Source organism: Pseudomonas marginalis, assembly GCF_900105325.1.
Classification (GTDB): Bacteria; Pseudomonadota; Gammaproteobacteria; order Pseudomonadales; family Pseudomonadaceae; genus Aquipseudomonas; species Aquipseudomonas marginalis.
The window spans coordinates 198,654-218,350 of record NZ_FNSU01000002.1 but is presented as its reverse complement, the minus strand read 5'-3'; the positions used below and the strand labels follow the sequence as shown (position 1 = coordinate 218,350).

The 19,697-nt window shown below is 55.0% G+C and carries 18 protein-coding genes and 3 pseudogenes; 12 read left to right on the top strand and 9 right to left on the bottom strand.

What is annotated here, in order from left to right; translation table 11 throughout:
* Positions 1-6: 6 nt before the first annotated feature.
* Genes BLW22_RS08585 through BLW22_RS08575 form a run of 3 tightly spaced genes read right to left on the bottom strand, consistent with a single transcriptional unit; the run spans position 7 to position 2,864 of the window.
* Positions 7-1,209, bottom strand: a complete 1,203-nt coding sequence (locus tag BLW22_RS08585) for an acyl-CoA dehydrogenase family protein (RefSeq protein ID WP_074845810.1) — start codon at positions 1,207-1,209, stop codon at positions 7-9.
* Between the two features lie 44 nt (positions 1,210-1,253).
* On the bottom strand, positions 1,254-2,366 hold the full coding sequence (locus tag BLW22_RS08580; RefSeq protein WP_074845545.1) for an acyl-CoA dehydrogenase family protein: 1,113 nt from the start codon (positions 2,364-2,366) through the stop codon (positions 1,254-1,256).
* A 33-nt stretch (positions 2,367-2,399) separates the two neighbouring features.
* On the bottom strand, positions 2,400-2,864 hold the full coding sequence (locus BLW22_RS08575; RefSeq protein ID WP_074845542.1) for a MaoC family dehydratase: 465 nt from the start codon (positions 2,862-2,864) through the stop codon (positions 2,400-2,402).
* Positions 2,865-3,215: 351 nt separating this feature from the next.
* On the opposite strand from BLW22_RS08575, the gene BLW22_RS08570 reads away from it, so the two are divergent.
* The 3 genes from BLW22_RS08570 to BLW22_RS08560 all read left to right on the top strand — a co-directional run bounded on the left by BLW22_RS08570 (position 3,216) and on the right by BLW22_RS08560 (position 5,884).
* Positions 3,216-4,130, top strand: a complete 915-nt coding sequence (locus BLW22_RS08570; RefSeq protein ID WP_074845539.1) for an SDR family NAD(P)-dependent oxidoreductase — start codon at positions 3,216-3,218, stop codon at positions 4,128-4,130.
* 27 nt (positions 4,131-4,157) lie between these two features.
* Positions 4,158-5,012, top strand: coding sequence for a MaoC/PaaZ C-terminal domain-containing protein (locus BLW22_RS08565; protein ID WP_074845537.1), 855 nt, complete (start codon positions 4,158-4,160; stop codon positions 5,010-5,012).
* Positions 5,013-5,116: 104 nt separating this feature from the next.
* Positions 5,117-5,884, top strand: coding sequence for an enoyl-CoA hydratase/isomerase family protein (locus tag BLW22_RS08560; RefSeq protein ID WP_074845534.1), 768 nt, complete (start codon positions 5,117-5,119; stop codon positions 5,882-5,884).
* A 42-nt stretch (positions 5,885-5,926) separates the two neighbouring features.
* On the opposite strand, the gene BLW22_RS08555 is transcribed toward BLW22_RS08560, so the two are convergent.
* The gene (locus tag BLW22_RS08555) at positions 5,927-6,787 is read right to left on the bottom strand and encodes an SDR family NAD(P)-dependent oxidoreductase (protein ID WP_218023875.1); all 861 of its coding nucleotides are present in this window, start codon (positions 6,785-6,787) and stop codon (positions 5,927-5,929) included.
* A 587-nt stretch (positions 6,788-7,374) separates the two neighbouring features.
* Between BLW22_RS08555 and BLW22_RS08550 the strand changes: the two genes are divergently transcribed.
* The 3 genes from BLW22_RS08550 (at position 7,375) to BLW22_RS08535 (ending at position 10,128) form a co-directional block, all read left to right on the top strand.
* Complete coding sequence (locus BLW22_RS08550) at positions 7,375-7,818, top strand: MarR family winged helix-turn-helix transcriptional regulator (protein WP_074845527.1); 444 nt, start codon at positions 7,375-7,377, stop codon at positions 7,816-7,818.
* 184 nt (positions 7,819-8,002) lie between these two features.
* Positions 8,003-8,719, top strand: a complete 717-nt coding sequence (locus BLW22_RS08545) for a nitroreductase (RefSeq protein WP_074845525.1) — start codon at positions 8,003-8,005, stop codon at positions 8,717-8,719.
* Between the two features lie 719 nt (positions 8,720-9,438).
* Positions 9,439-10,128, top strand: coding sequence for a glutathione S-transferase family protein (locus BLW22_RS08535; protein ID WP_328586400.1), 690 nt, complete (start codon positions 9,439-9,441; stop codon positions 10,126-10,128).
* 33 nt (positions 10,129-10,161) lie between these two features.
* Here BLW22_RS08535 and BLW22_RS08530 read toward each other — a convergent pair.
* A pseudogene (locus BLW22_RS08530) lies at positions 10,162-10,422 on the bottom strand (nucleotide-binding protein); the annotation flags it as partial.
* 287 nt (positions 10,423-10,709) lie between these two features.
* Here BLW22_RS08530 and BLW22_RS08525 point away from each other — a divergent pair.
* Positions 10,710-11,025: pseudogene (locus tag BLW22_RS08525) on the top strand (helix-turn-helix domain-containing protein); the annotation flags it as partial.
* Between the two features lie 42 nt (positions 11,026-11,067).
* Here BLW22_RS08525 and BLW22_RS08520 read toward each other — a convergent pair.
* Positions 11,068-11,565, bottom strand: coding sequence for an Lrp/AsnC family transcriptional regulator (locus BLW22_RS08520; protein WP_143045109.1), 498 nt, complete (start codon positions 11,563-11,565; stop codon positions 11,068-11,070).
* A gap of 80 nt (positions 11,566-11,645) precedes the next feature.
* Between BLW22_RS08520 and BLW22_RS08515 the strand changes: the two genes are divergently transcribed.
* The 5 genes and pseudogenes from BLW22_RS08515 (at position 11,646) to BLW22_RS08495 (ending at position 15,419) form a co-directional block, all read left to right on the top strand.
* The gene (locus tag BLW22_RS08515; RefSeq protein ID WP_143045108.1) at positions 11,646-12,836 is read left to right on the top strand and encodes an MFS transporter; all 1,191 of its coding nucleotides are present in this window, start codon (positions 11,646-11,648) and stop codon (positions 12,834-12,836) included.
* 79 nt (positions 12,837-12,915) lie between these two features.
* A pseudogene (locus BLW22_RS08510) lies at positions 12,916-13,257 on the top strand (helix-turn-helix domain-containing protein); the annotation flags it as partial.
* A 424-nt stretch (positions 13,258-13,681) separates the two neighbouring features.
* A complete protein-coding gene (locus BLW22_RS08505) occupies positions 13,682-14,437 on the top strand; it encodes a PFL_4669 family integrating conjugative element protein (protein ID WP_074845506.1) in 756 nt (251 codons plus the stop codon).
* Entirely contained in the window at positions 14,434-14,952 is a 519-nt protein-coding gene (locus tag BLW22_RS08500; RefSeq protein WP_074845504.1) for a DUF3158 family protein, read from the top strand. The genes BLW22_RS08505 and BLW22_RS08500 overlap by 4 nt, the downstream gene beginning before the upstream one ends.
* Complete coding sequence (locus tag BLW22_RS08495) at positions 14,949-15,419, top strand: single-stranded DNA-binding protein (protein WP_074845501.1); 471 nt, start codon at positions 14,949-14,951, stop codon at positions 15,417-15,419. Before BLW22_RS08500 ends, BLW22_RS08495 begins: the two co-directional genes overlap by 4 nt.
* Before the next feature lie 1,065 nt (positions 15,420-16,484).
* Here the strand turns inward: BLW22_RS08495 and BLW22_RS08490 are convergent.
* The 3 genes from BLW22_RS08490 to BLW22_RS08480 form a co-directional block, all read right to left on the bottom strand.
* The gene (locus BLW22_RS08490) at positions 16,485-17,234 is read right to left on the bottom strand and encodes an NADPH-dependent F420 reductase (RefSeq protein ID WP_074845498.1); all 750 of its coding nucleotides are present in this window, start codon (positions 17,232-17,234) and stop codon (positions 16,485-16,487) included.
* A 166-nt stretch (positions 17,235-17,400) separates the two neighbouring features.
* Positions 17,401-18,723 (bottom strand): NtaA/DmoA family FMN-dependent monooxygenase, encoded by a 1,323-nt coding sequence (locus tag BLW22_RS08485; protein WP_074845495.1) that lies wholly within the window; start codon positions 18,721-18,723, stop codon positions 17,401-17,403.
* Between the two features lie 164 nt (positions 18,724-18,887).
* Complete coding sequence (locus BLW22_RS08480; RefSeq protein ID WP_074845493.1) at positions 18,888-19,643, bottom strand: SDR family oxidoreductase; 756 nt, start codon at positions 19,641-19,643, stop codon at positions 18,888-18,890.
* Between the last annotated feature and the right edge of the window lie 54 nt (positions 19,644-19,697).

The following is a 19,697-nucleotide window of genomic DNA, read 5'->3' as shown; positions in this document are numbered from 1 at the left end:
CCCGACTCAGCCGCGCAATAGAGTGGCGGCGATAATGTTGCGTTGCACTTCATTTGAGCCGCCAAATATCGACCAGCATAGGCTGTACAGATAGCCATAGTTGACACCCGCCGCCTGCACCCAAGGTTCCTCGGCACTTAATCCATCCCCCTGCTTGCGCAGGCGAGGGTCGTAGCACGCGCCGTATGGCCCTAGAGTGTCGCGCCAGAACTCCGTCATCTGCTGCAAAAGCTCGGTTCCACGCACCTTAAGCACCGACGCCCCGACCCCATCGTCGCTGTCACTCATCCACGCCTGGATATAGTCGCGCTCCAAGGCAACCAAGGCTGTCAACCAGGCATCGAGCTCGGCGAGGCGCGCATACTGTCTAAAGCGCTGAGACGGGGATAAAAGCGGTGAGTAGCGTTTTACGCTCGCCTTGATCTGTTGCATCAGCCGCATTTTGTTGCCAGTGTCCGCGATAAACCCTCGCTCGCGGGACAGGAGGAATTTCGCCAACCTCCAGCCGTCGCCCTCCTCTCCGACCACGTTTTCGAGTGGGACCCTAACATTGTCAAAAAAGACCTGATTAGTGTGATGCACACCATCGAGCGTGATGATCGGCTCGACTGTTATTCCCGGAGATTTCATATCGATCAACAGGAACGTAATGCCTTGCTGTTTTTTCCCGCTCCTGTCGGTGCGGACCAAGCAATGCATCATGTCTGCCCAATGCGCTTCGGTGGTCCACATCTTCGTTCCGTTGACGACGTAATGGTCGCCGTCACGCATCGCGCTTGTGTTCAAGGAGGCAAGATCTGAACCCGCGTTCGGCTCCGAGTACCCTTGGCACCACCAGGTTCCGCTGTCGAGAATGCCTGGCAGATATTTTTCCTTTTGCTCCGGGGTACCGAAGGTGAAGAGCACTGGACCGACCATGTTCACACCATAGGGAATGATCATCGGCGCCGCATTGAGCGCACACTCTTGCAGAAATACATGCTCTTTCTCGACGGTCCAGTCTCGGCCACCAAACTCAGCAGGCCAAGAGGCGCCGAACCATCCTCGCCGGTGCAGAGCCTTCTGCCAGTCAACGTAATCGGCCTTGTCCAGATAAAGACCTTTCTGCACCTTGTGACGGGTTTGCGGCGCAAGGTTTGCCTTCACAAAGTCTCGAACTTCAAGCCGAAACGCTTGCTCGTCGAACGCCAATTCAGAATATTTTTCCACGCCCCTCTCCTGCTCGTTAGGGCCCGAATCCAACAGCTCCGGACTCAGCCCCATAGCGCGACGTCTTGATCAACCCATGCGTGCAGCATGCGTACAAGCACCACGAGACGGTTGTTGTAATGGCTGACCACCAACTCGTCCGTAACTCCCATGCCACCGTGCATCTGAATAGCTTCGTGACCGACCTTGTCAGCGGAACGCTCGATGACCGACGTTGCAGCAAACCTCAGCCATGCGGATGTTTCGGCAGCATCGTTTTCCTGACACAACGCTAACTTACGGGAAATTGCCTGAGACTCCAGATAAACCATCTGCATATCGACATAGCGATGTTGTAATGCCTGAAAGCTGCTCAGAGGCACACCAAACTGCACACGTGTGCGCAGGTAATCACCGGTAATAAGAAGCAAATTGGCCATTACGCCAACGGCCTCGGCACATAGGCAACAAACCGCCAACTGAGTGGCCCACTCCAAGGCCGACTCAGCCTGGCCCCCTTCCAGCCACAAGGACTCGACGGGCAAAACCTCATCACTAAACGAAATATCGCTAGCCACACGCCCATCGATAAGCCGATAGGACTTTGCACAACGAGCCAACTGGGCGCTTTCTATCCGCAGAATTACTCGCCTGCCACTTTTGGCTTCACGAGCCACGACAAGCCAGTAATCGGCCTGATCAGCATAGGGCTGCACACGTACAAAACCACTCAAATGCAATCCCGATTGGTCTGAGTGCACCACCAGGGAATCCACGTCCCCCTGGCGTCCGCCCAGCAAAATGCTGATAGACTCACCACTGATCAATTCATCGATCTGTTCCTGCGAATCCGGACGTGAAGCCAGGATAGAGCCCGCAATCACCGCCGAATCCACAAAGGGCTCCAGAATCAACCCTTTTGCCAATACCGCGACGGCATCTGCGGTATCCAGCGTAGATCCCCCCATGCCTCCCAACTCTGCGCTGAAAGGCATTCCTAGCACACCCAGTTCTGCCAATGTCGACCAGTAATGCCGGTAATCAATGCTCTGCGCCAATCTCTTGTGACGCTCTGCAGGGTCGTAGCACTCTTCTACGAAGCGCAACAATGTACTTTCGATGATACCTTTGGTTTCGCTATCCAATGGTGTAGGCATGACGGCTTCGACTACCTTCAAGTGATCACCTCATAGATAAAGACCTGCTCGCACTCAGCTCTGCGCGGTGCTCGGCAGCCTGCACATCAACGCGCTGCGCTTGCACACGGCGACCAACTCGTCACGCTGATTGAACGCACTGTGCTGGAAGATCACCACACCATTATCAGGGCGCGACTTACTCTCACGCTTTTCAAGTACAACGCTTTGCACATGAACGGTATCACCGACAAATAAAGGCCGAGGGAACCGCACCTCATCCCAACCCAAATTGGCGACCGTCGTCCCCAGCGTGGTGTCCCCCACAGATATACCAACCATCAGGCCGAGAGTGAAAACACTGTTCATCAGTGGCTTACCAAATTCGGTCCCCTTGGTGTACTCCACGTCCAGATGGATCGCAGCCGGATTGTGAGTCATCGTGGTGAACAGCAGGTTATCGGTCTCAGTCACGGTCCGACGGATGTCGTGCCGAAAAACCTTACCTACCTCCAATTGCTCGAAATACAAGCCCGCCATCTGCACTATCTCCACGCCTATAAAGCCTGCACCATGGACACCCGGAGGTCTGTCAGCTTCGCTACAGGAAGTCAAAAAAAACAATACTACGCATGCATACGATATGCAACAACAAACATCCCATGAACGGGCATCATTTATGCTTATTTCTCCGCCCTCCCCATTGCCGACACCACATGCGCGAGGGCATTTAGGGTGACAAAAACCTTACTCGGCAAAGCAAAACTCAGGCGCTTGCAAAGGCGCATAAAAAATTAGTATGCTAGTCTACGTTATAAGCACTGCACGACCCAACGAACGCCTCATCGCACATCTGCGACTCTTCAAACAACAAAATAGCGGAGCAAACACATGACAGGTCTTCTGGAAGGTAAAGTCATTATTGTCACTGGCGCCGGCAACGGTGTAGGCAAAGGTATTGCCTTGGAGGCGGCTCGACAGGGCGCCAAGGTCATCGTCAACGATCTAGGAGTGTCTATCGACGGCAGCGGAGTCAGCCAAGGCCCAGCTCAATTGACCGTGGATGAGATCCTTGCTTTCGGTGGCACGGCAGCCGCCAATACCAATAGCGTCGCTGAATGGAACTCCGCTCAGAGCATCATCGAACAGGCACTTGATCTCTATGGGCGGATCGATGGCGTAGTGAACAACGCAGGCAATCTGCGCGACGGCATTTTTCACAAGATGTCCGAAGAAGACTTCGACGCTGTGATCAAGGTACATCTCAAAGGCAGTTTCAATATGTCTCGCGCCGCAGCCCCGCATTTCAAGGAACAAGAAAGCGGAGCCTTCGTGCACATGACCTCGACCTCGGGACTAATCGGCAACTTCGGTCAAGCCAACTACTGCTCGGCCAAAATGGGCATCGTTGGCCTTTCCAAATCCATCGCCCTGGACATGCAACGATTCAACGTACGCTCTAACTGTATTGCTCCCTTCGCGTTTACCCGAATGGTCGGCACCATTCCGTCCGACACGCCGGAAGGCGCCGAGCGTCTCAAAGTCAATCAGCGCATGGAGGCAGCCAAGATCGCCCCTTTCACTTGCGCTCTGCTCACCGAGAGCGCTAAGGATGTTTCTGGGCAAATCTTCGGCGTCCGCAATAACGAGATCTACCTGTTCTCCCAGCCGCGTCCGATCCGTTCCGCTCACGACGGTCAAGGCTGGACGGTAGAAAGTTGCGTCGAACGCGCGATCCCGATGTTGCGTCCTTCATTCTTCGCGCTAGATCGCTCCAAGGACATTTTCTCCTGGGATCCGGTCTGATCCCCCCCTGCTGAAAGGTAGAACCTGATGAATCTCGAAAAAGTCCTGGCGCGACAGTTTCCGCTGATCGAACACAGCATCAGCCCTCGCGATTGCATGCTTTACGCTTTGGGTATTGGCGTGGGATCAGACCCACAAGATAAGAGCGACCTGCAATTTGCCTATGAGGAAAATCTGAAAGTGTTTCCCGCGATGACCAACGTCATCTCGCACCCCGGTGCCTGGGTCAAAGAACCGGACCTGGAAATCGACTGGATGAAGATCCTCCATGGCGAGCAGTCATTTGAAATTTATCGCCCGCTGGAGGCCGGAAAAACTTATGTCGGGTCCTACAAAGTCAACGACATTATCGACAAGGGACCTGGCAAAGGCGCGCTGCTGTACCTGGAAAAGCAGCTGCGCGAGAAAGGTCAGGAGGAAGTGATCAGCACCGTGACATCCACTTATGTGCTACGCGGGGACGGCGGCAGCGGTGGCACGACTCACGATGCCAAGGCTGTTCACCCCCTGCCTGACCGAGCACCAGATTTCGAGTGCGTACTTTTTACGCTACCTCAGGCTGCACTGATCTATCGTCTATCTGGCGATTACAATCCGATCCATGCCGATCCCGAGTTGGCTCGCAAGGCAGGTTTCGAAAGCCCAATCTTGCACGGGCTGTGCACGTTTGGTGTAGCAACTCGAGCTATCCTCCATGCGTGCTGCGACGATCAACCGGAGCGGCTTCGATCTATGCAATTACGTTTTTCCTCACCCGTCTACCCGGGTGAAACCATTAGCACTGAAATCTGGCGCGACGGCTCCACGGTCAGCTTTCGCTCCAGATCCCTCGAGCGTGACGTAGTGGTGCTGAACAACGGACGGGCCAAGATTACTGGTTAGGGGGGCAGTGATGCCAATCCGCGCGAGCTGATCGGCTGGCCTTCCAGTGCCCCAATGACAAATCAATCCGAGCCCAAATCATGTTAGATTGTCTCAAGTATCATATGCTTGACCGCATCGCTGTACTGACTCTCAACCGCCCGCAAGCGAAGAACGCGCTCAGCCCGGAACTTACTGCCCTACTGATCAATCAGTTACGCAAGGCTGATCAGGACCCACAAGTCAAATGCATTCTGATCCAGGCAGAAGGCAGCGACTTTTCGGCCGGTGGCGATGTAAAAGGCTTCAACGAACTGCTCACATTGCCCGCAGAAGAACGCTACGACACCTTCGAGCGCAAACTACTGCTCGGCAACCGCCTTCCTTCGACCTTGCTTGATGTTTCCAAACCAATCATCGCCGCGCCGCGAGGAGCTGTCGCTGGAGCAGGCCTTGCCCTGTGCCTAGCCGCAGATTTTGTTATCGCCTCGGACACCAGCTATTTCATCGCTGCCCATGTACTGGTTGGCCTGTCATTGGACTGTGGTCTGAGCAGCCTGTTAGTTGCTGCCATGGGTATCAAGCAAGCCAAGCGCCTGGCCCTGCTGGGGGAACGCTTGAGCGTCGAGGAGGCACTGGAGCATGGAATCGTCACCCAGGTAGTGGCTGACGCGCAACTTGAGACCGAGGTCGAGAAGTTCGCCCAACGCTTGGCCAAAGGCCCATCTACTGCCATGGCCGCGACCAAGGCCCTGCTGAACCAGGCAGCTCACCAAGGCCTTGCCGACCAACTGGCCAACGAAGCCACATGCGTCGCACGTTGTGCTGCAGACGAGGATTTTGGCAAAGGCATTCAAAGCGCCTTGCAACGCAAGCCGCCCGCCTACCGATAAAAAATGAAAGCAGGGGGCGCGAATACATATGCGCCCCCAGCATTAAGGATTTAGCCAGCTACCCGGAACAATGCCGGCATTGGCTCGTGCGGTCACCAGGCAGCGCCGAATTGCCTCCCCCACCTCGCCCGGGTCCTGACTTGCTGATACCACAGAACCATGCTGCCAGCCTTCAGCAACCGAGACTCCGTCACCCGAAACTTCGAACACGCGACCACTCACACCCCTGGACTGTTCACTGACCAACCAGGTCACCACTGCAGCTGGCCACTGAGGCGCGTAACGCTGAGCACTGTCGGGGTCATTGCCCAACAAATCAGCGTTCATACGGGTGAGGCCGATAGGCGCGATAGCATTGACCCTGACTCCATATGACTCCAGCTCTCTTGCAGCCACAAGCGAGAACGCGGCAACTCCCGCTTTGGCGGCCGAGTAATTGGCCTGCCCGATATTCCCATACAACCCGGAATGCGAAGTAACATTGATCACGCTTGCGCTTACCAGTTTTCCTGACTTCACCTGCTCTCGCCAATATTTCGCGGCGTGCCGGGTCAAGGCAAAGGTGCCCTTAAGATGCACTGTCATGACATCATCCCATTGCGCCTCGCTCATGTTGATGATCATCCGATCACGGAGGACGCCCGCGTTGTTGATCAAGGCATCAAGACCGCCAAAATGCCGGACCGCCCGCTCCACCAATTGCTGCGCGCCCGACCAAGTGGAAATATCGGAGCCATCGGCAACTGCCTGCCCCCCTTCTGCACCGATCATATCGATCACAGCCTCCACTTCCTGCAAGCCAGCCGCCGCTCGATTGTTCACCACTACCTTTGCGCCTTCACGCGCCAACATCAATGCATAGGCGCGCCCCAAGCCTTTGGCAGCACCAGTGACGATTACCACGCGACCTTCACACGTTCCCAAGAGGCACCTCACCTTGACTTTTAAGTACTCTAGCATACGATAAGGGCCTGAGGAGGAATCACACATCAGCCCTTAGAAAATAAACACCGTTCGTCGGGTCCCACTTGAACAAGAAAACAAAATAGCAAATCGTATGCATACATATATTATTCTATAATTCCAAACAACCCCCCATACCCGACGCCAGCGCTCTAGTCCGTATCCGATAGAGCGCCTAAAAATCTTGACCCTCTGAACCCTATCGATCTGCTGCAGGTGTAAGACATGAAAACAACAATAATTTTGTCTGTAGGTTTCTTGTTAACTTTCATCATGGCCTCGTACATCAACGAGAGCTTGATTCACGCCAGGTACTTGGCCGCAAAAGAGTGTCAGAGCAATCCGTACGCCTGTTATAGACCTGCAGTGACCTTCGCATCCTTGCGCTGACAAGAAGCCTGCAACATCAGCAATTCATTACACAGTGCTTGACCGGCATGGCGTTCTTCACAGATTTCGCTTGACGCCAGCTGCTATGCTCGTACCTTTATCTTGCGAACTAGACAATAGTCAACGAGAGAATATCGATGTCCGAGACGAATACCAAACGCCGCCGCGAGGTGGGAAGCCAGCTGTCCTTTGCCCTATACGGTGCAGCGAATCGAATGACGCGCTTGCACAAACCTTTTCTGGATCCGCTGGGTCTGACCTTCCCGCAATATTTGGTGATGCTGGAGCTGTTGGTCGGAGCGCCACGACCTGTTGGCGAATTGGGCACCAAACTGGGTATGGATACCGGGACGATCACCCCTCTTCTCAAGCGCCTTGAAGCTGCAGGCCGGATAACGCGCGTGCGCGACAGCGCCGATGAGCGTCGCGTCCTCGTAGACCTCACCGATGCCGGGAAAGCTCTTCGGGACGACGTCTGGAGCATCACTGACAAGATCAAGTCGGCCTGCCAACTCACGGACGCGGGTCTCGCCGAACTGCGCGACATACTTGATGCCTTCGCGCGCCCTGCCCGCGATTGAATCGATTGTCTTTTCAATTTCGCCGCGCTGAGCACCGGGCGTTGGCAGCGTTAGTCGTCTTGCTGCCGTGACCGTTTGAATATTTCTAAACCGTCGGCTGTAAACATACTCACGAAATCACGTCACCTAAAATCGGGCTGTGAGAACGCGAGGCTAGTAATCCAACTCAGACAAGGTACTAGACATGACCATTAACCCATTGATACTCAACTCAAACAACGCAAAACAAGGCATGCTGTCGTTCAGTGAAACGGTCCGCGCGCGCCGCTCGTATCGTGGCTTCCTTCCCACGCCGATTCCAAACGCAACAATCCGTTGCGTACTTGAGGAAGCCCAGCGAGCCCCCTCCAATTGCAATACACAGCCATGGAACGTCCACATCGTCTCAGGCGCAAAACTGTCCGAACTGTCGCGAGCACTCCATGAAAAAAACGCAGAAGGCGCTTACACCCCGGATTTTTCATTCGACATGAATGAATATTATGGTGTCTACCGCGACCGCAAAGACCTTCAGGGCAAAGCCTACTACGAAGCGATGGACGTCTCACGCGACGATCAGGAAGGGCGACATCGAGCAGCGGCATACAACTACTCGTTCTTCAACGCGCCACATGTCGCATTGCTGTTCATGCCGTCTTTCGGTGACAACGTACGTGTCGCTGGAGATATCGGCATGTACGCTCAAACCTTTCTCCTGTCTCTCGCTTCGCGAGGCCTCGGAGGTATCCCGCAAACCTCCCTCGGCTTCTTTGCCAGTACGATCCGGGAAGTTCTGGGCATTCCTGAAGAACTGAAGATGTTGTTTGGGATCTCGTTTGGACATCCCGACGACAACGCCCCCGGCAATCGCATGAAGATGGATCGCGTTAGGATTGATGACTCAGTGACCTTTCACGTCTGAGTGCAAGATTTGCAACCGGCAACCTGGTGTTCTGCGGGCGATGATCAACCCGAAGGTCCTCTCCCTCCTGCACCGCAGCGAAAATCGAGCGGGCAGTGCTCGCTATGCCGCGGTCTGACACTCGACATAAAAGGTCCTATCGAAAATCTGCGGCTACTGATCGCTCACCAGCCGGAGCACCACATGATCTGAAAACCTCAGTAAACGCGAGTTCTGACATTAGGTTGGAACTTTACATCCCAAATGGAGCGTCCTATGGCCCAAGCAGAAGTTCTGCCCGGATTGCCATCGGCAGTTTCGGCGGGACCTTGAAAAATACGCCCTTGGCGAGTCTGGCTACCGCCGCCGTCAAAGGCGCCCTTGCGCATGCAGGTATCGGCCCATGCGTTGAAGGTCGCACGCAAGGGTTGGAGTCTGCTCAATGTGCTTACCCATGGAGTGACTGACTACCACCCAGTGATCGCAGTCCTACCTGTCGAAACCGCAGATCGCTCTGCAGGAATGGGCGCTGCTAAAGGTTCATGGGGGCCACCCGATGTCTATGAGGACGGGATTGCCACATTTGTTGATGGAGTGATTGCCATGCTGTATGTGCGCGGACTGCTCCATCGAGATTACGGGGGGACCAGCCTGCGAGATCGTCTCGGTGCGCCGGCAATTGGCTCAATAACTAGATGGCTTTATTCACGCTTGCTCCAATTCAAGAAGGAGAACGTCTCATGATGAAAATTTACGATCGCGAGGGAGCGCCTCATCCGGCGCGAGTTCGCATTGTCTTGGCCGCGAAAGAGCTGGAAGATCAGGTTGAGTTTGTCAGCGTCGATTTAATTTCTGCGGAGCAGAAGCAAAACGCTTTTTTGGCCATGAATCCGATTGGCAAGATCCCCGTGCTCGCGCTTGAAGATGGGACGATAATCTCGGAATCAACCGCGATAACCGAATATCTCGACAACCTGGATGGTAATCCTATCCTGACGGGTAGAACCCCTCGCGAAAAGGGGCTGATCCATATGATGCAGCGTCGGGCGGAGATGATGATAATTGATGCTGTGGACGATTACTTCCATTACGGAACGCCCGGGCTGGGCTTAGCATTGAGGCCATGGCGCATGCCGGACTGGAGTAACGCCGGAGAGTGGGGTGAGCGACGCGGCGCTTATGCAGTAAAAAATATGGCCTATTTCAACGATGTGCTCTCCCAATTGCCGTTCCTTGCTGGCGACAAGTTCTCGATGCCTGATATCACCTTGTTCGCCGGGCTTATGTTCGCTGAAATCGTCGGCCTTCCTATTTCAGATGAAATGGGCGCCTTAAAGGCTTGGCGCGATAAAGTTTCCGAAATTCCGGCTGTCAAGAATCGCAGCGGCCAGTTTCCCCTCCCCGAAGATATTCTGCGCGCCAGCAGGTAGCGTTTCACTGTGTCAGGCAAAACCTTAAGAATGGGGACTGCGTTCAATCACGACGTGACCGGCCTGCCTGGCGAGCTCTGTTGCTTCCCGGTGTAGGGTTTCCATTGCCAAACCAACAGCGCTGAACAGCCGGGCTACCCCTTGCTGATTGCGCCGTTGCGTCGAGTCCAATGAAAAACCCATCGGATCGGCATCCAGCAGGATGACTAATTGCCCTCAAATCGCCAGTTCACCGACAATATGAGTGGCTAGCGTGGTCTTGCCGACACCACCTTTTGGTTGAGCTGTTGGCATTGCGCAACCTCTTCCAGCAAATGACCGCCGATTACAACGCCCTCACCACCGGGCATAAAAAGAAACTCAACTAGCGCTGTAGATCAGCCTGGGCACGGAGTGAAGGCTGGGCGATTCGCTGCAGGCCGAATGGAAAAAAGTCGATCTGAAGATACCGAAATCTCTCATGATTCTCTGCGGTCTACTTGCGCTCTTGGATTGCAGCCACTTAACGGCAGACACACCTGCACTATGCCTCCCATTCCCCGATCCACTTCCACAGCTAAACATTCTGACACTCCGTTGTCATCAGGGATAATGACAATGGCCGACTTCGAATTGACGCGTTGTGATGCGAGCAGCATGAGTCGGGCGAGCCTGCACAGCCCATTTTATGTCGATGACAGGTCTCACACTCTCATCCAGTATCAGAAACAGGCTAGTTTGCGGGAAGCTCGCCAGCTATTGTTTGTCGGCAAGCATCGCGCGTCTGACGCAGCGTTCGTTGTCCGTTCTAAAAACGCATCACAGTTCACACGAGAATATTCACCGTATTTCGGCGCATCGCCTGCACTCGACGTGCGCGAGATACGGCAGGCGCTCGGCACTCCAACGAGGGCGTAAGCCGCAGACTGGTCTACACATTTTTTAAGAACAGATAGATACTTATTCTGCTATCGGTGACGGGCCTCTTTCAAGGTAGGTAGAGAGAGCAATACTGCTACGCGTCGCCTCAATGCCTTCTATTCCATGAATTATGCCGAGTAAGGCCTCCAGTGTCTGAGTATCTCGAGTTCTGACTTTGAGCAGGACAGCACTCTCGCCTGTCACCGTGTGAATTTCTTCAATATCAGGCAAGTCGACCAATTGTATAAGTTGTCGCGTCTTTGCCCAGCTTTTCGTGTCGACATTGATGAATGCGAGAAGAGGCCTGCCAAGCTTGGCGCCGTCGAGCGAAGCAACAGTCGCTTTGATAACACCGAGCTGCCTGAGGCGTTTCACGCGCTCATGCACAGCGGGCCCTGACAGATGAACCAACTCGCCTAGCACTGCATAGCTGAGCGTCGCATCTATGGCCAAATAGCCTAATAACTTTCGGTCAATCCGGTCCAGCGAGGTGCTTTTGGCTGTACCTTTCTTAATCGGGTTCGAATTTTCACTCATTTCAGCCATATCTCGTTTTTTGCCAAATTCTGTTAGGTATATTTGAACACGTTTTGTACGGTATTCAGAGGTTTGTCATAATGACAGATATATCTCATTCAGCAGCTAGTCCGCCGATAAACGTTACGTTACTGATGTGTTCGGTCGCCATCGTGGGGTCGAATGGCCTGCTTCTGAGCCCAATTCTTTCTGATGTAGCGTCTTCACTGGCTGCGCCCCTAAGTTCAGCAGCGATTGCGATGTCATCCTACGGTGCAGGGACGGCTATTTCAGCGCTTTTCCTGGCTCCGCTAATCGATCGCTGCGGTGCGTCTTGGACTTTGAAAACCGGGTTGATAGGTCTCCTCCTCGCGATGCTCGGGAGTGCGTTAGCTGTCTCTGTCACAATGTTGGTCGCGTTCCAAGCACTCGCAGGGGCAGGAGCAGGTCTCGTTCTTCCATCTGCCTACGCACTTGCAACTAAATATATTGCACCGGAATTTGCCTCCCGAGCTTTGGGGAAAGTGCTCATTGGCTGGTCACTTTCACTTGTTGCTGGCGTTCCGCTGTCAGCATTTATTACAGAGTACGCCGGGTGGCGAGTTGCGTACTTATGTTTAGCCGTGTCAACAACATTCATTTTCTTCTGTTTACCTCAATCCCCACTTTATCCCAGTAGAAATCGACAAGAAGCTGGCTGGCCAAGCCCACTCCGTGCATTGAAGGAAACTGGCGTACGTCCTCTTTTGACTCTCGGACTAGCCTTCACCAGCTCGTTCTACGGCACCTATGCGTTTGTGGTGCAAGAGACGCGCGAGGTGCTGCAGACTTCAACGGCACAAGCCGGGATTGTTGTTTTAATGTTCGGGCTCGGTTTTGCAAGCGCATCAATTGCTAATCGCAGGGTCGACCAGATAGGGCAACATAGGGTGTTACCGTGGCTACTGATTGTTAATGCGAGCATTTTCGTATCCATGATTCTCACCATGGCCTCATTTGTAGGATTTCTACCAGTGGTCTTCTGCTGGGGGTTTGCTAACCATCTGACTCTAAACACGATCGTGCTGCTGTTATCGCAATCCAGCGATAAGCAACGTGGAGCGATACTCGGACTGAACAGCGCAACAACTTACTTAGGCCTGACCGTCGGCACAATCGCCGCGAGCCTCATCTATCCCGTGGCTGGGTTCAAAACCATCCTTTTGGTTGCAGCTATAGTGCAGATAGCAGCTGCTTTATTAGCCTTTTACGGATTAGGATCTAAGACGGATTTTAAGTTAGATGGCGATTGAAGTTAGCAGTAATTCGGTAGTCTAACGAAGCAATTATTGACAACAAAAAAATGCGGGATGCAGGGACACCGTGAATTAAGCCATTGAATGGTTGAAGCATCACTACGACAAACCGCTGCACGTGACCGATTTCACTCAACAATCAGGCATGGCCTGTTCAACGCTGCACCACAACTTTCGCAAACTGACAGGCACCCGCCCCATTCAGTGTCAAAAATCGATGAGGCTGCAGGCTGTCCGCAGAATGATGTTGACCCAGCGGATAGCCGTGGACACCGCTGCGTTGCGAGTTGGCTATAATATCGTCGTTCAATTCAACTGCGAACATACTCGGCGCTTCGAGCCATTCGATATTCAACAGCCAAACCTCAATCGTCGATTCCATAACCGCACACTACGGAGAGGTTCCTGGGCTAGGTAAGCGTTCACTGGATGAAAAATTTGCGGCTGCTCGACGTAGCCTTGCCCAAGCCAGGCGGTAAGAATTGCATTGCAATAGCGTAAATTGCATTGCAATGACTAATCTCATTTTCTGATATTGAATTCAGGTCACTTCCCAGATGCGCCAACCGACGCCAGGAGCGACCAACATGTCTAGCCAATACTCACCCACAGCTAAAGAACCTCAGCCACAGGTCGAACGCCACATCATGCCTGAATGAACTGCGCCAGCTGCGTGGAAAACGCCCTGGACGTCAGTAGATTTGATGCCACTGGCATCAATGCCGAGCGTCTCGAAGATTAATATCTCGGACCAAACCGAACACACCGCACTCATCTTTTCGGCTGTCCTAGACCTTCATCTGTCGCAACGTTCCCGTCCAAGCCTATGCGAGGACGACACCGTGGCCGATCACTATCAGCTCAACCTGGGCTCATTGCGCAGCAGCATCACCCTGACCCTGCACACCCACCACGCCGCCCGAATCTGGCAAGGTCGAACCGCACGCGAAGGCGTCCACTCGATCATGGGTATGGCGGGCTACATCAGCGTCACTAACCTGATCAAACAAGCCGCAGCGCAGGACGATCCTTATGCCGACTGGGCGATCGTGCAGCTCGAAGAAAAATTGATGCAGGCCAAGGCTGGGATGCTGGAACTGACCCAGCAGTTGGACCGGATCAGACAAGAGCTGCCGACGCAGATCAACATGGGCGACAACCTCAACATCCATCCCGTCACCTTGCCGTTGTACATCGGCAGCCAACTGGGCTTCCTCGCCGTTTACCTGCTGACTGACTACGACACCTTGGTGCGACATACCCTGTTGGCCCATCACACCGCCTTGATCGGTCGCCGAGACATGGAAGCCTGGATCGACGACGGCGCCCACCTGCTGCGCAGCCTGTTCGGGCAGGCGCAGCGCTATCGGCATGCTGGCGTCACCCGTGATGACATGGCGGCGAACAACGCTCGCGCTCTGGCGGCCATGGAGAAGTTTGGATTACCCCCTATGGACATCCTTGAGGGACATCGCCGCTCCCAGTTCGCGCCACCAATCATTCGTCGTGGTGCTGTGGCAGTGGATGGCGCTGACGCGTTGGAAGAGGAAGCAGTAGAGCCATCTGCGACAGTCGATGAGCCGGAGGACGAAGTATGAAGCCCCTAATCCCGACTCAACCAATGCCCCTCGAAACACTAACACCGGATGCCTATCGACAGCTCGAACACGCTGTCTACCTAAAAGGCCTTTTAAAACCTTTTAAGGGTAAGGGGGAACTGGAATACCTGGCGCAGGTGGCGAGGGAAACCGAGGCGCAGTTACGTCGTCTGATGGAGGCTGTGGCGCAGCAGGCCGGACAACCGCCTTACTCGCTGCTGGATATTCGATTCGTGCTGCAGAACACCAGTGCGGGCAGCACCTTTTTGCGATGGCGCACCCGTGATTTCGCCCGTATGGGCGTTGCGGTCTGGGAACGCCAAGCCTCCAACAAGGCCTTGCCGCAAGCCGTACGCGAGGGGTTACACCGTTTCGAATGCGAGCGCATTGCACTGAACTTGCAGATGAGCGTGGTGCATTCGCTCTACCGTCAAGCTTCAACCTGCGCGATCAAAATGGCCAGCGCCGAACGGCTGCTGCGCCAGTTCACACCAGCAGCGGAGATATCACGATGAGTACTTTTTTCGTCGGCGAAGGCAACATCGGCAGTGCGCCAGAGTTCCAGGAGTTCCCGTCAGGCAATGACGAGCCACGGCGCTTGCTGCGGCTGAATGTGTACTTCGACAACCCCGTGCCACGCGATGGCAGCTATGAGGATCGAGGCGGCTATTGGGCGCCGGTCGAGCTCTGGCACCGCGAGGCTGAACACTGGAGCACGCTGTACCAGAAAGGTATGCGCGTGTTGGTCGAAGGCCGCACCGTGCGCGATGAGTGGGAGGACAGCGAAGACAATGCCCGGGTGACCTTCAAGATCGAGTCGCGTCGTGTCGGTATCCTGCCCCATCGCGTGCAAAACGTGGTGATGCGGGAGCGCGCCAGTGAGTCAGCTTCATCTGCGGCTCACGTCGGGCAGGCTACAGACCAGGCCAGCTCGCCTACGACGAAGTCCAAAAAGCGCAGAGGACAGCCACCATCGGCATGACTGACCATGCATAAAAATGGCCGACGTCAAGCGTTTCGTGAAGCCGACCGGATGGCTCGATGTCCATATCTGCATGAGTCATGCCGGCTGACTTTGGAAGACACTTAAGTTGTAGCGCCCGATGGGCCAGAGATCGTATCCGTTGATCACGAGCTGCTGAGAGCGAGCTCCTTGAGGTAGTGCCCCCCTTAACTGGCGCTCAGCGAAGTGGCTTTGTAAGTGACCCTGATCAGCGTCTGGGTGGCAGATCAGGTCAGTATTTGTACATTATTTCATGTACTTCTACTGGATCGCTTGTCTGAGTTAGCGCCAACGCTGTCAGCAGGCGGGCTTTGACGGGCGTCTGGTCGTCGCAAACCTACCTGCAGGCGTTCGACTTCCAAGCTACCTGGGATTGACTGAATTTTCACAGATTGAGCCAAGCTAATCTGAAGGATGCCCTCAGACGTCTGCCGACGCTGCGGGCGAGTAAATTGGCTCTGTCTGCGTTAGGTGTTGCAGCTAGTGATTTATCGAGTGGATTCAGTCAGTTGCAGCGCCATCATTTTCGAATCAGGCTCAGATGTTGTGGGAGCGGATTCATCCGCGAAAAGGTCATGATCGTGCAGACTTCTTCGCGGATAAATCCGCTCCCACGAAATCCGCGATACTTCGTACGCAACACTTAACGCAGACAGAGCCAGTAAATTTGCCGAACTGCTTCCGCATCGATGGGCGTCCGTTTAACGCAAGGTGTGTTGGCCGGACGCTTACCGGGGTATTCACGGCGATACGGTTGGTCATCGCCGTACCCATCGATGAACCGTTGAAAAACAGGCGCGTGTTGTCGACTGCATAGGCGGCCTGAATCGCCGCAGGGAAATCGAGGAAGAAGCGAAGGGCGCGCGCGTCCGTGTCCGTCGGCACACTCCAGGTGGCGCCGATGCCTGCGGATAAGGGGGTGTCAAAGACGTCGAGGTGGTCATCACGACGATCCAGCTCCAGGTCCTAACAGAGCAAGCGGACTCGTTCGCTCGAGGTTAAGCGAACAAGACCAGTTTGCTCAAAGACAGCCGACCCAGCGGCTTACATATAGATGAGCCGGTTGAGCTTCTCAAGGAAGTCGGCATCGGAATTGCTCAAGTTCGCAAGACCGAAGCGTTCTTGCACAATCGCGGACACCAAATCGCGACGTTTCGGGAGGCGATCCTTCTCGGCCGTTGCGAGAGCCGCTGCCATCTCCTTCTTTTTAAGGTTCGTGCAGTAAGCCGGCGCAGCAGGCTGCTGGCGCCACGAATCCGCGAGCGATCCAGCATCGAATGCGTCGAAGCCAGTCTCTTCGACCAGGCGCATCGCCACTTCTCGATCGATTGTGCGATCAGCAGCAACGGGTATCGCGATACGATCGGGACTTCCCGGCGCCATCCCAAACTCCGCGAATGCTTGTGCTCCTATCGCGTTCCACGCCTTGGCGATCGGCCGGCCTAATTGTTCCACTACCCACAGGCTTTCCACCTGACCCGCGTCAATCGCCTCGATCGCGCCATCACGCACTGGATAATAGTTGGCGGTATCGATCAAGACCGTTTCTTCCGGGCCCCCCGCGAGAAGGGATTTGACTGTCGAGTGACTCGCAAAAGGGATCGATAGGATGATCACGTCCACGTCCCTCACCGCCTCTTGAGCGGCTACCGCGCGGGCACCGTTCGCCAGTAGCTGCTTGTCTATTGTCTCGGGGCCACGAGAGTTCGCAACCTTGATCTCATGACCCGCTTTGGTCAATTCACGGACAAGTGTCTTCCCGATATTGCCGGTGCCCAGAATGCCTACTTTCATGATTTCTACTCCATTTCACTTGGTTCATCTTGCTGTACAAACTGGCAGAGGAAGCGGGGACAATCGTGCCCCGCAGTTCTTGGTTCTTACCGGTCACTGAGGTTGCATCGACGGTTTGAGTAAGCTTGATCATAGCCATGCGCCTCCTAGCCTCAGAAAAGATCCTTCAGCCACTGACCCGCGGGTCTAGCCCGTATTGAGCCGGCGCGCCGAGATGATCGCGCAGCGTCGTGCCGTCATAATCCCGATGAAAAAGCCCGCGCTCCTGAAGAATCGGGACCACGCCGTCGACGAAGGCATCGATTCCGTCCTCAAACACGTCAGGCGACAGCCAGAAGCCATCAGCGGCGCCGGCGTCGAACCATTCCTGCATATGATCGGCGGCCTCAACGGCCGGGCCGACGATCGCTGGGTGATAGTCGATCACGCCATGGGCGAGCACGTCGCGCAGGCTCCAACCTTCACGTGCGATCTTGAGCGCGTTCGCCGAACGAGGGTCGCCTGGCGATGGACGAGCGGCGGCCAATTGCTCCGGTGTAAGCGGTGCGTCCAGCTGGCCTGAATCGAGCCGCAGCCCCAGCATCTGACCGAGATATACGACGCGCTGCGGAAACGTCTGCCCGCTCAGCGCAATTCGTCGGTCCAAGCCTGCGCGTCGATCACGCGCGATTGTCGTCATCAAACCAGCGAAGAACTTGATTTCGTCAGGGTTCCGCCCTGCACGTTCGGCTGCGTTCCGAAGGGCGCTTCGCTGAGTGCGTGCGTCCTCGATTGTGAAGACGGCACCGATCACGCCACTGGCATAGCGACCAGCAACCTCCAGCCCCTGGGCGCCGCCGCCGGCTTGAAAAATCACCGGCTGGCCCTGTTCCGAAGGTGGGATCTGAAGCAGACCGCTGGCGGCCACATGGCACCCTTTCAGATTGATTGGCCGGAGCTTGGTGGGATCAGCGAATCGGCCGGATTCCTTGTCATGCAGCCACGCGTCCAACCCCCATGTGCCCCATAATGCCTGCACAAGCTGGATGAATTCATGCAGTCGCTCATACTTCTCGTTACGAGGTGGCAGGGCTCGTCCGTAGAGGGCGGCGACACCAGGATCGCTGGAGGGCACGGCGTTCCATCCAACTCGGCCGTGGCTCATCAGGTCGAGCGCTTTGAATTGACGAGCCAAATTGAAGGGTTCGTTGAACGTCGTGGAGCCGGTGGCGACCAACCCGATCCGCTGGGTCTCGCGCGCGACTGCGGCAAAGGTCAACAACGGCTCATTGATATTCAACGGAGCCTCGGTCTCGAGGTCGTTCTGCCACGCTGGAAAATCCGGGGCGAACAGGAATTGAAACTTACCCCGTTCAGCGGCTTGAGCGTACCGCACCTGACTGTCGAAACTCGTGTAATTCTTGGGGTCCACACCCGGCATCCGCCATGCTCCGGGTTGCGAGCCGTAACCGCCGTTGAAAACCATCCCAATCATCATTTGCTTAGTCATGTTGATTCCCGACTGCTCCCGTTCTCGGCAACTTGCCGTTTGGATGTACTGATCCGTTAGCCGTTTGCCGAGACTTCGAGCGCCCGACACCTCATCCGGACCAGCCACCGGCGGGAGTGACCAACTTTATTGCTGTGCAATGACCTGATTCATAACTCAATGCTTCAGCTCGGGTCCTGCCATGCGGACAGCATTGCCAAGGCTGCTTCATAGTTACCAGCAGCCTCGGCAGTACGGAAATATTTGGCCCGCTCCACGATGATTTCCCCAGGTGTGGGTTCGCCATGCAAAAGAGCTAGCGTCTCGTCGAGGAAGTCTTCCAGAGGCATAGCATGCTCGTCCTTTTCCTGACCGAACAACGTCGTTTGCACACCAGGCGGAGCCAATTCAACGACACGCACTGAGGTATTTGCGAGCTGCACACGCAAGCCCTCGGTAAACGAATGAACAGCCGCCTTGGTGGCGCTGTATGTCATCGCAATGGGGAATGGAACAAATGCCAATGCGGAACTGACATTGATGAGGACACTATCTTTCTGTTTCGCAAGTTGCGGCAAGAAAGCATAGGTCATCCGAATGGTGCCTAAGAGGTTGATCGCGACGGTCTCTTCTGCAACCCTAAGTGACTCGGGATTCATCGCATCTTCGCGCGGCATGATGCCCGCGTTGTTTATCACGACATTGAGGTCGGGGTAACGCGCGGCTACTAGCTCACTCGCCCGGGCGATGGACGTAGCATCGGCCACATCAAGCTCAATAGCCTCGATGCCCGGATGATCGACAGTGATCTGCTCCAGCAACGCCTTGCGTCGCCCCGCGACGACAACCTTGTTACCCGCCTTATGAAACCGCAGCGCTAGACCGAGTCCTATGCCCGAAGTGGAACCAGTGATAAGGATGGTATTGCCAGTCAGCTTCATATGCTTCTCCAGATGGGTGGAACGGGTAGAATTGAAACGGGCAACTGTCCGTAA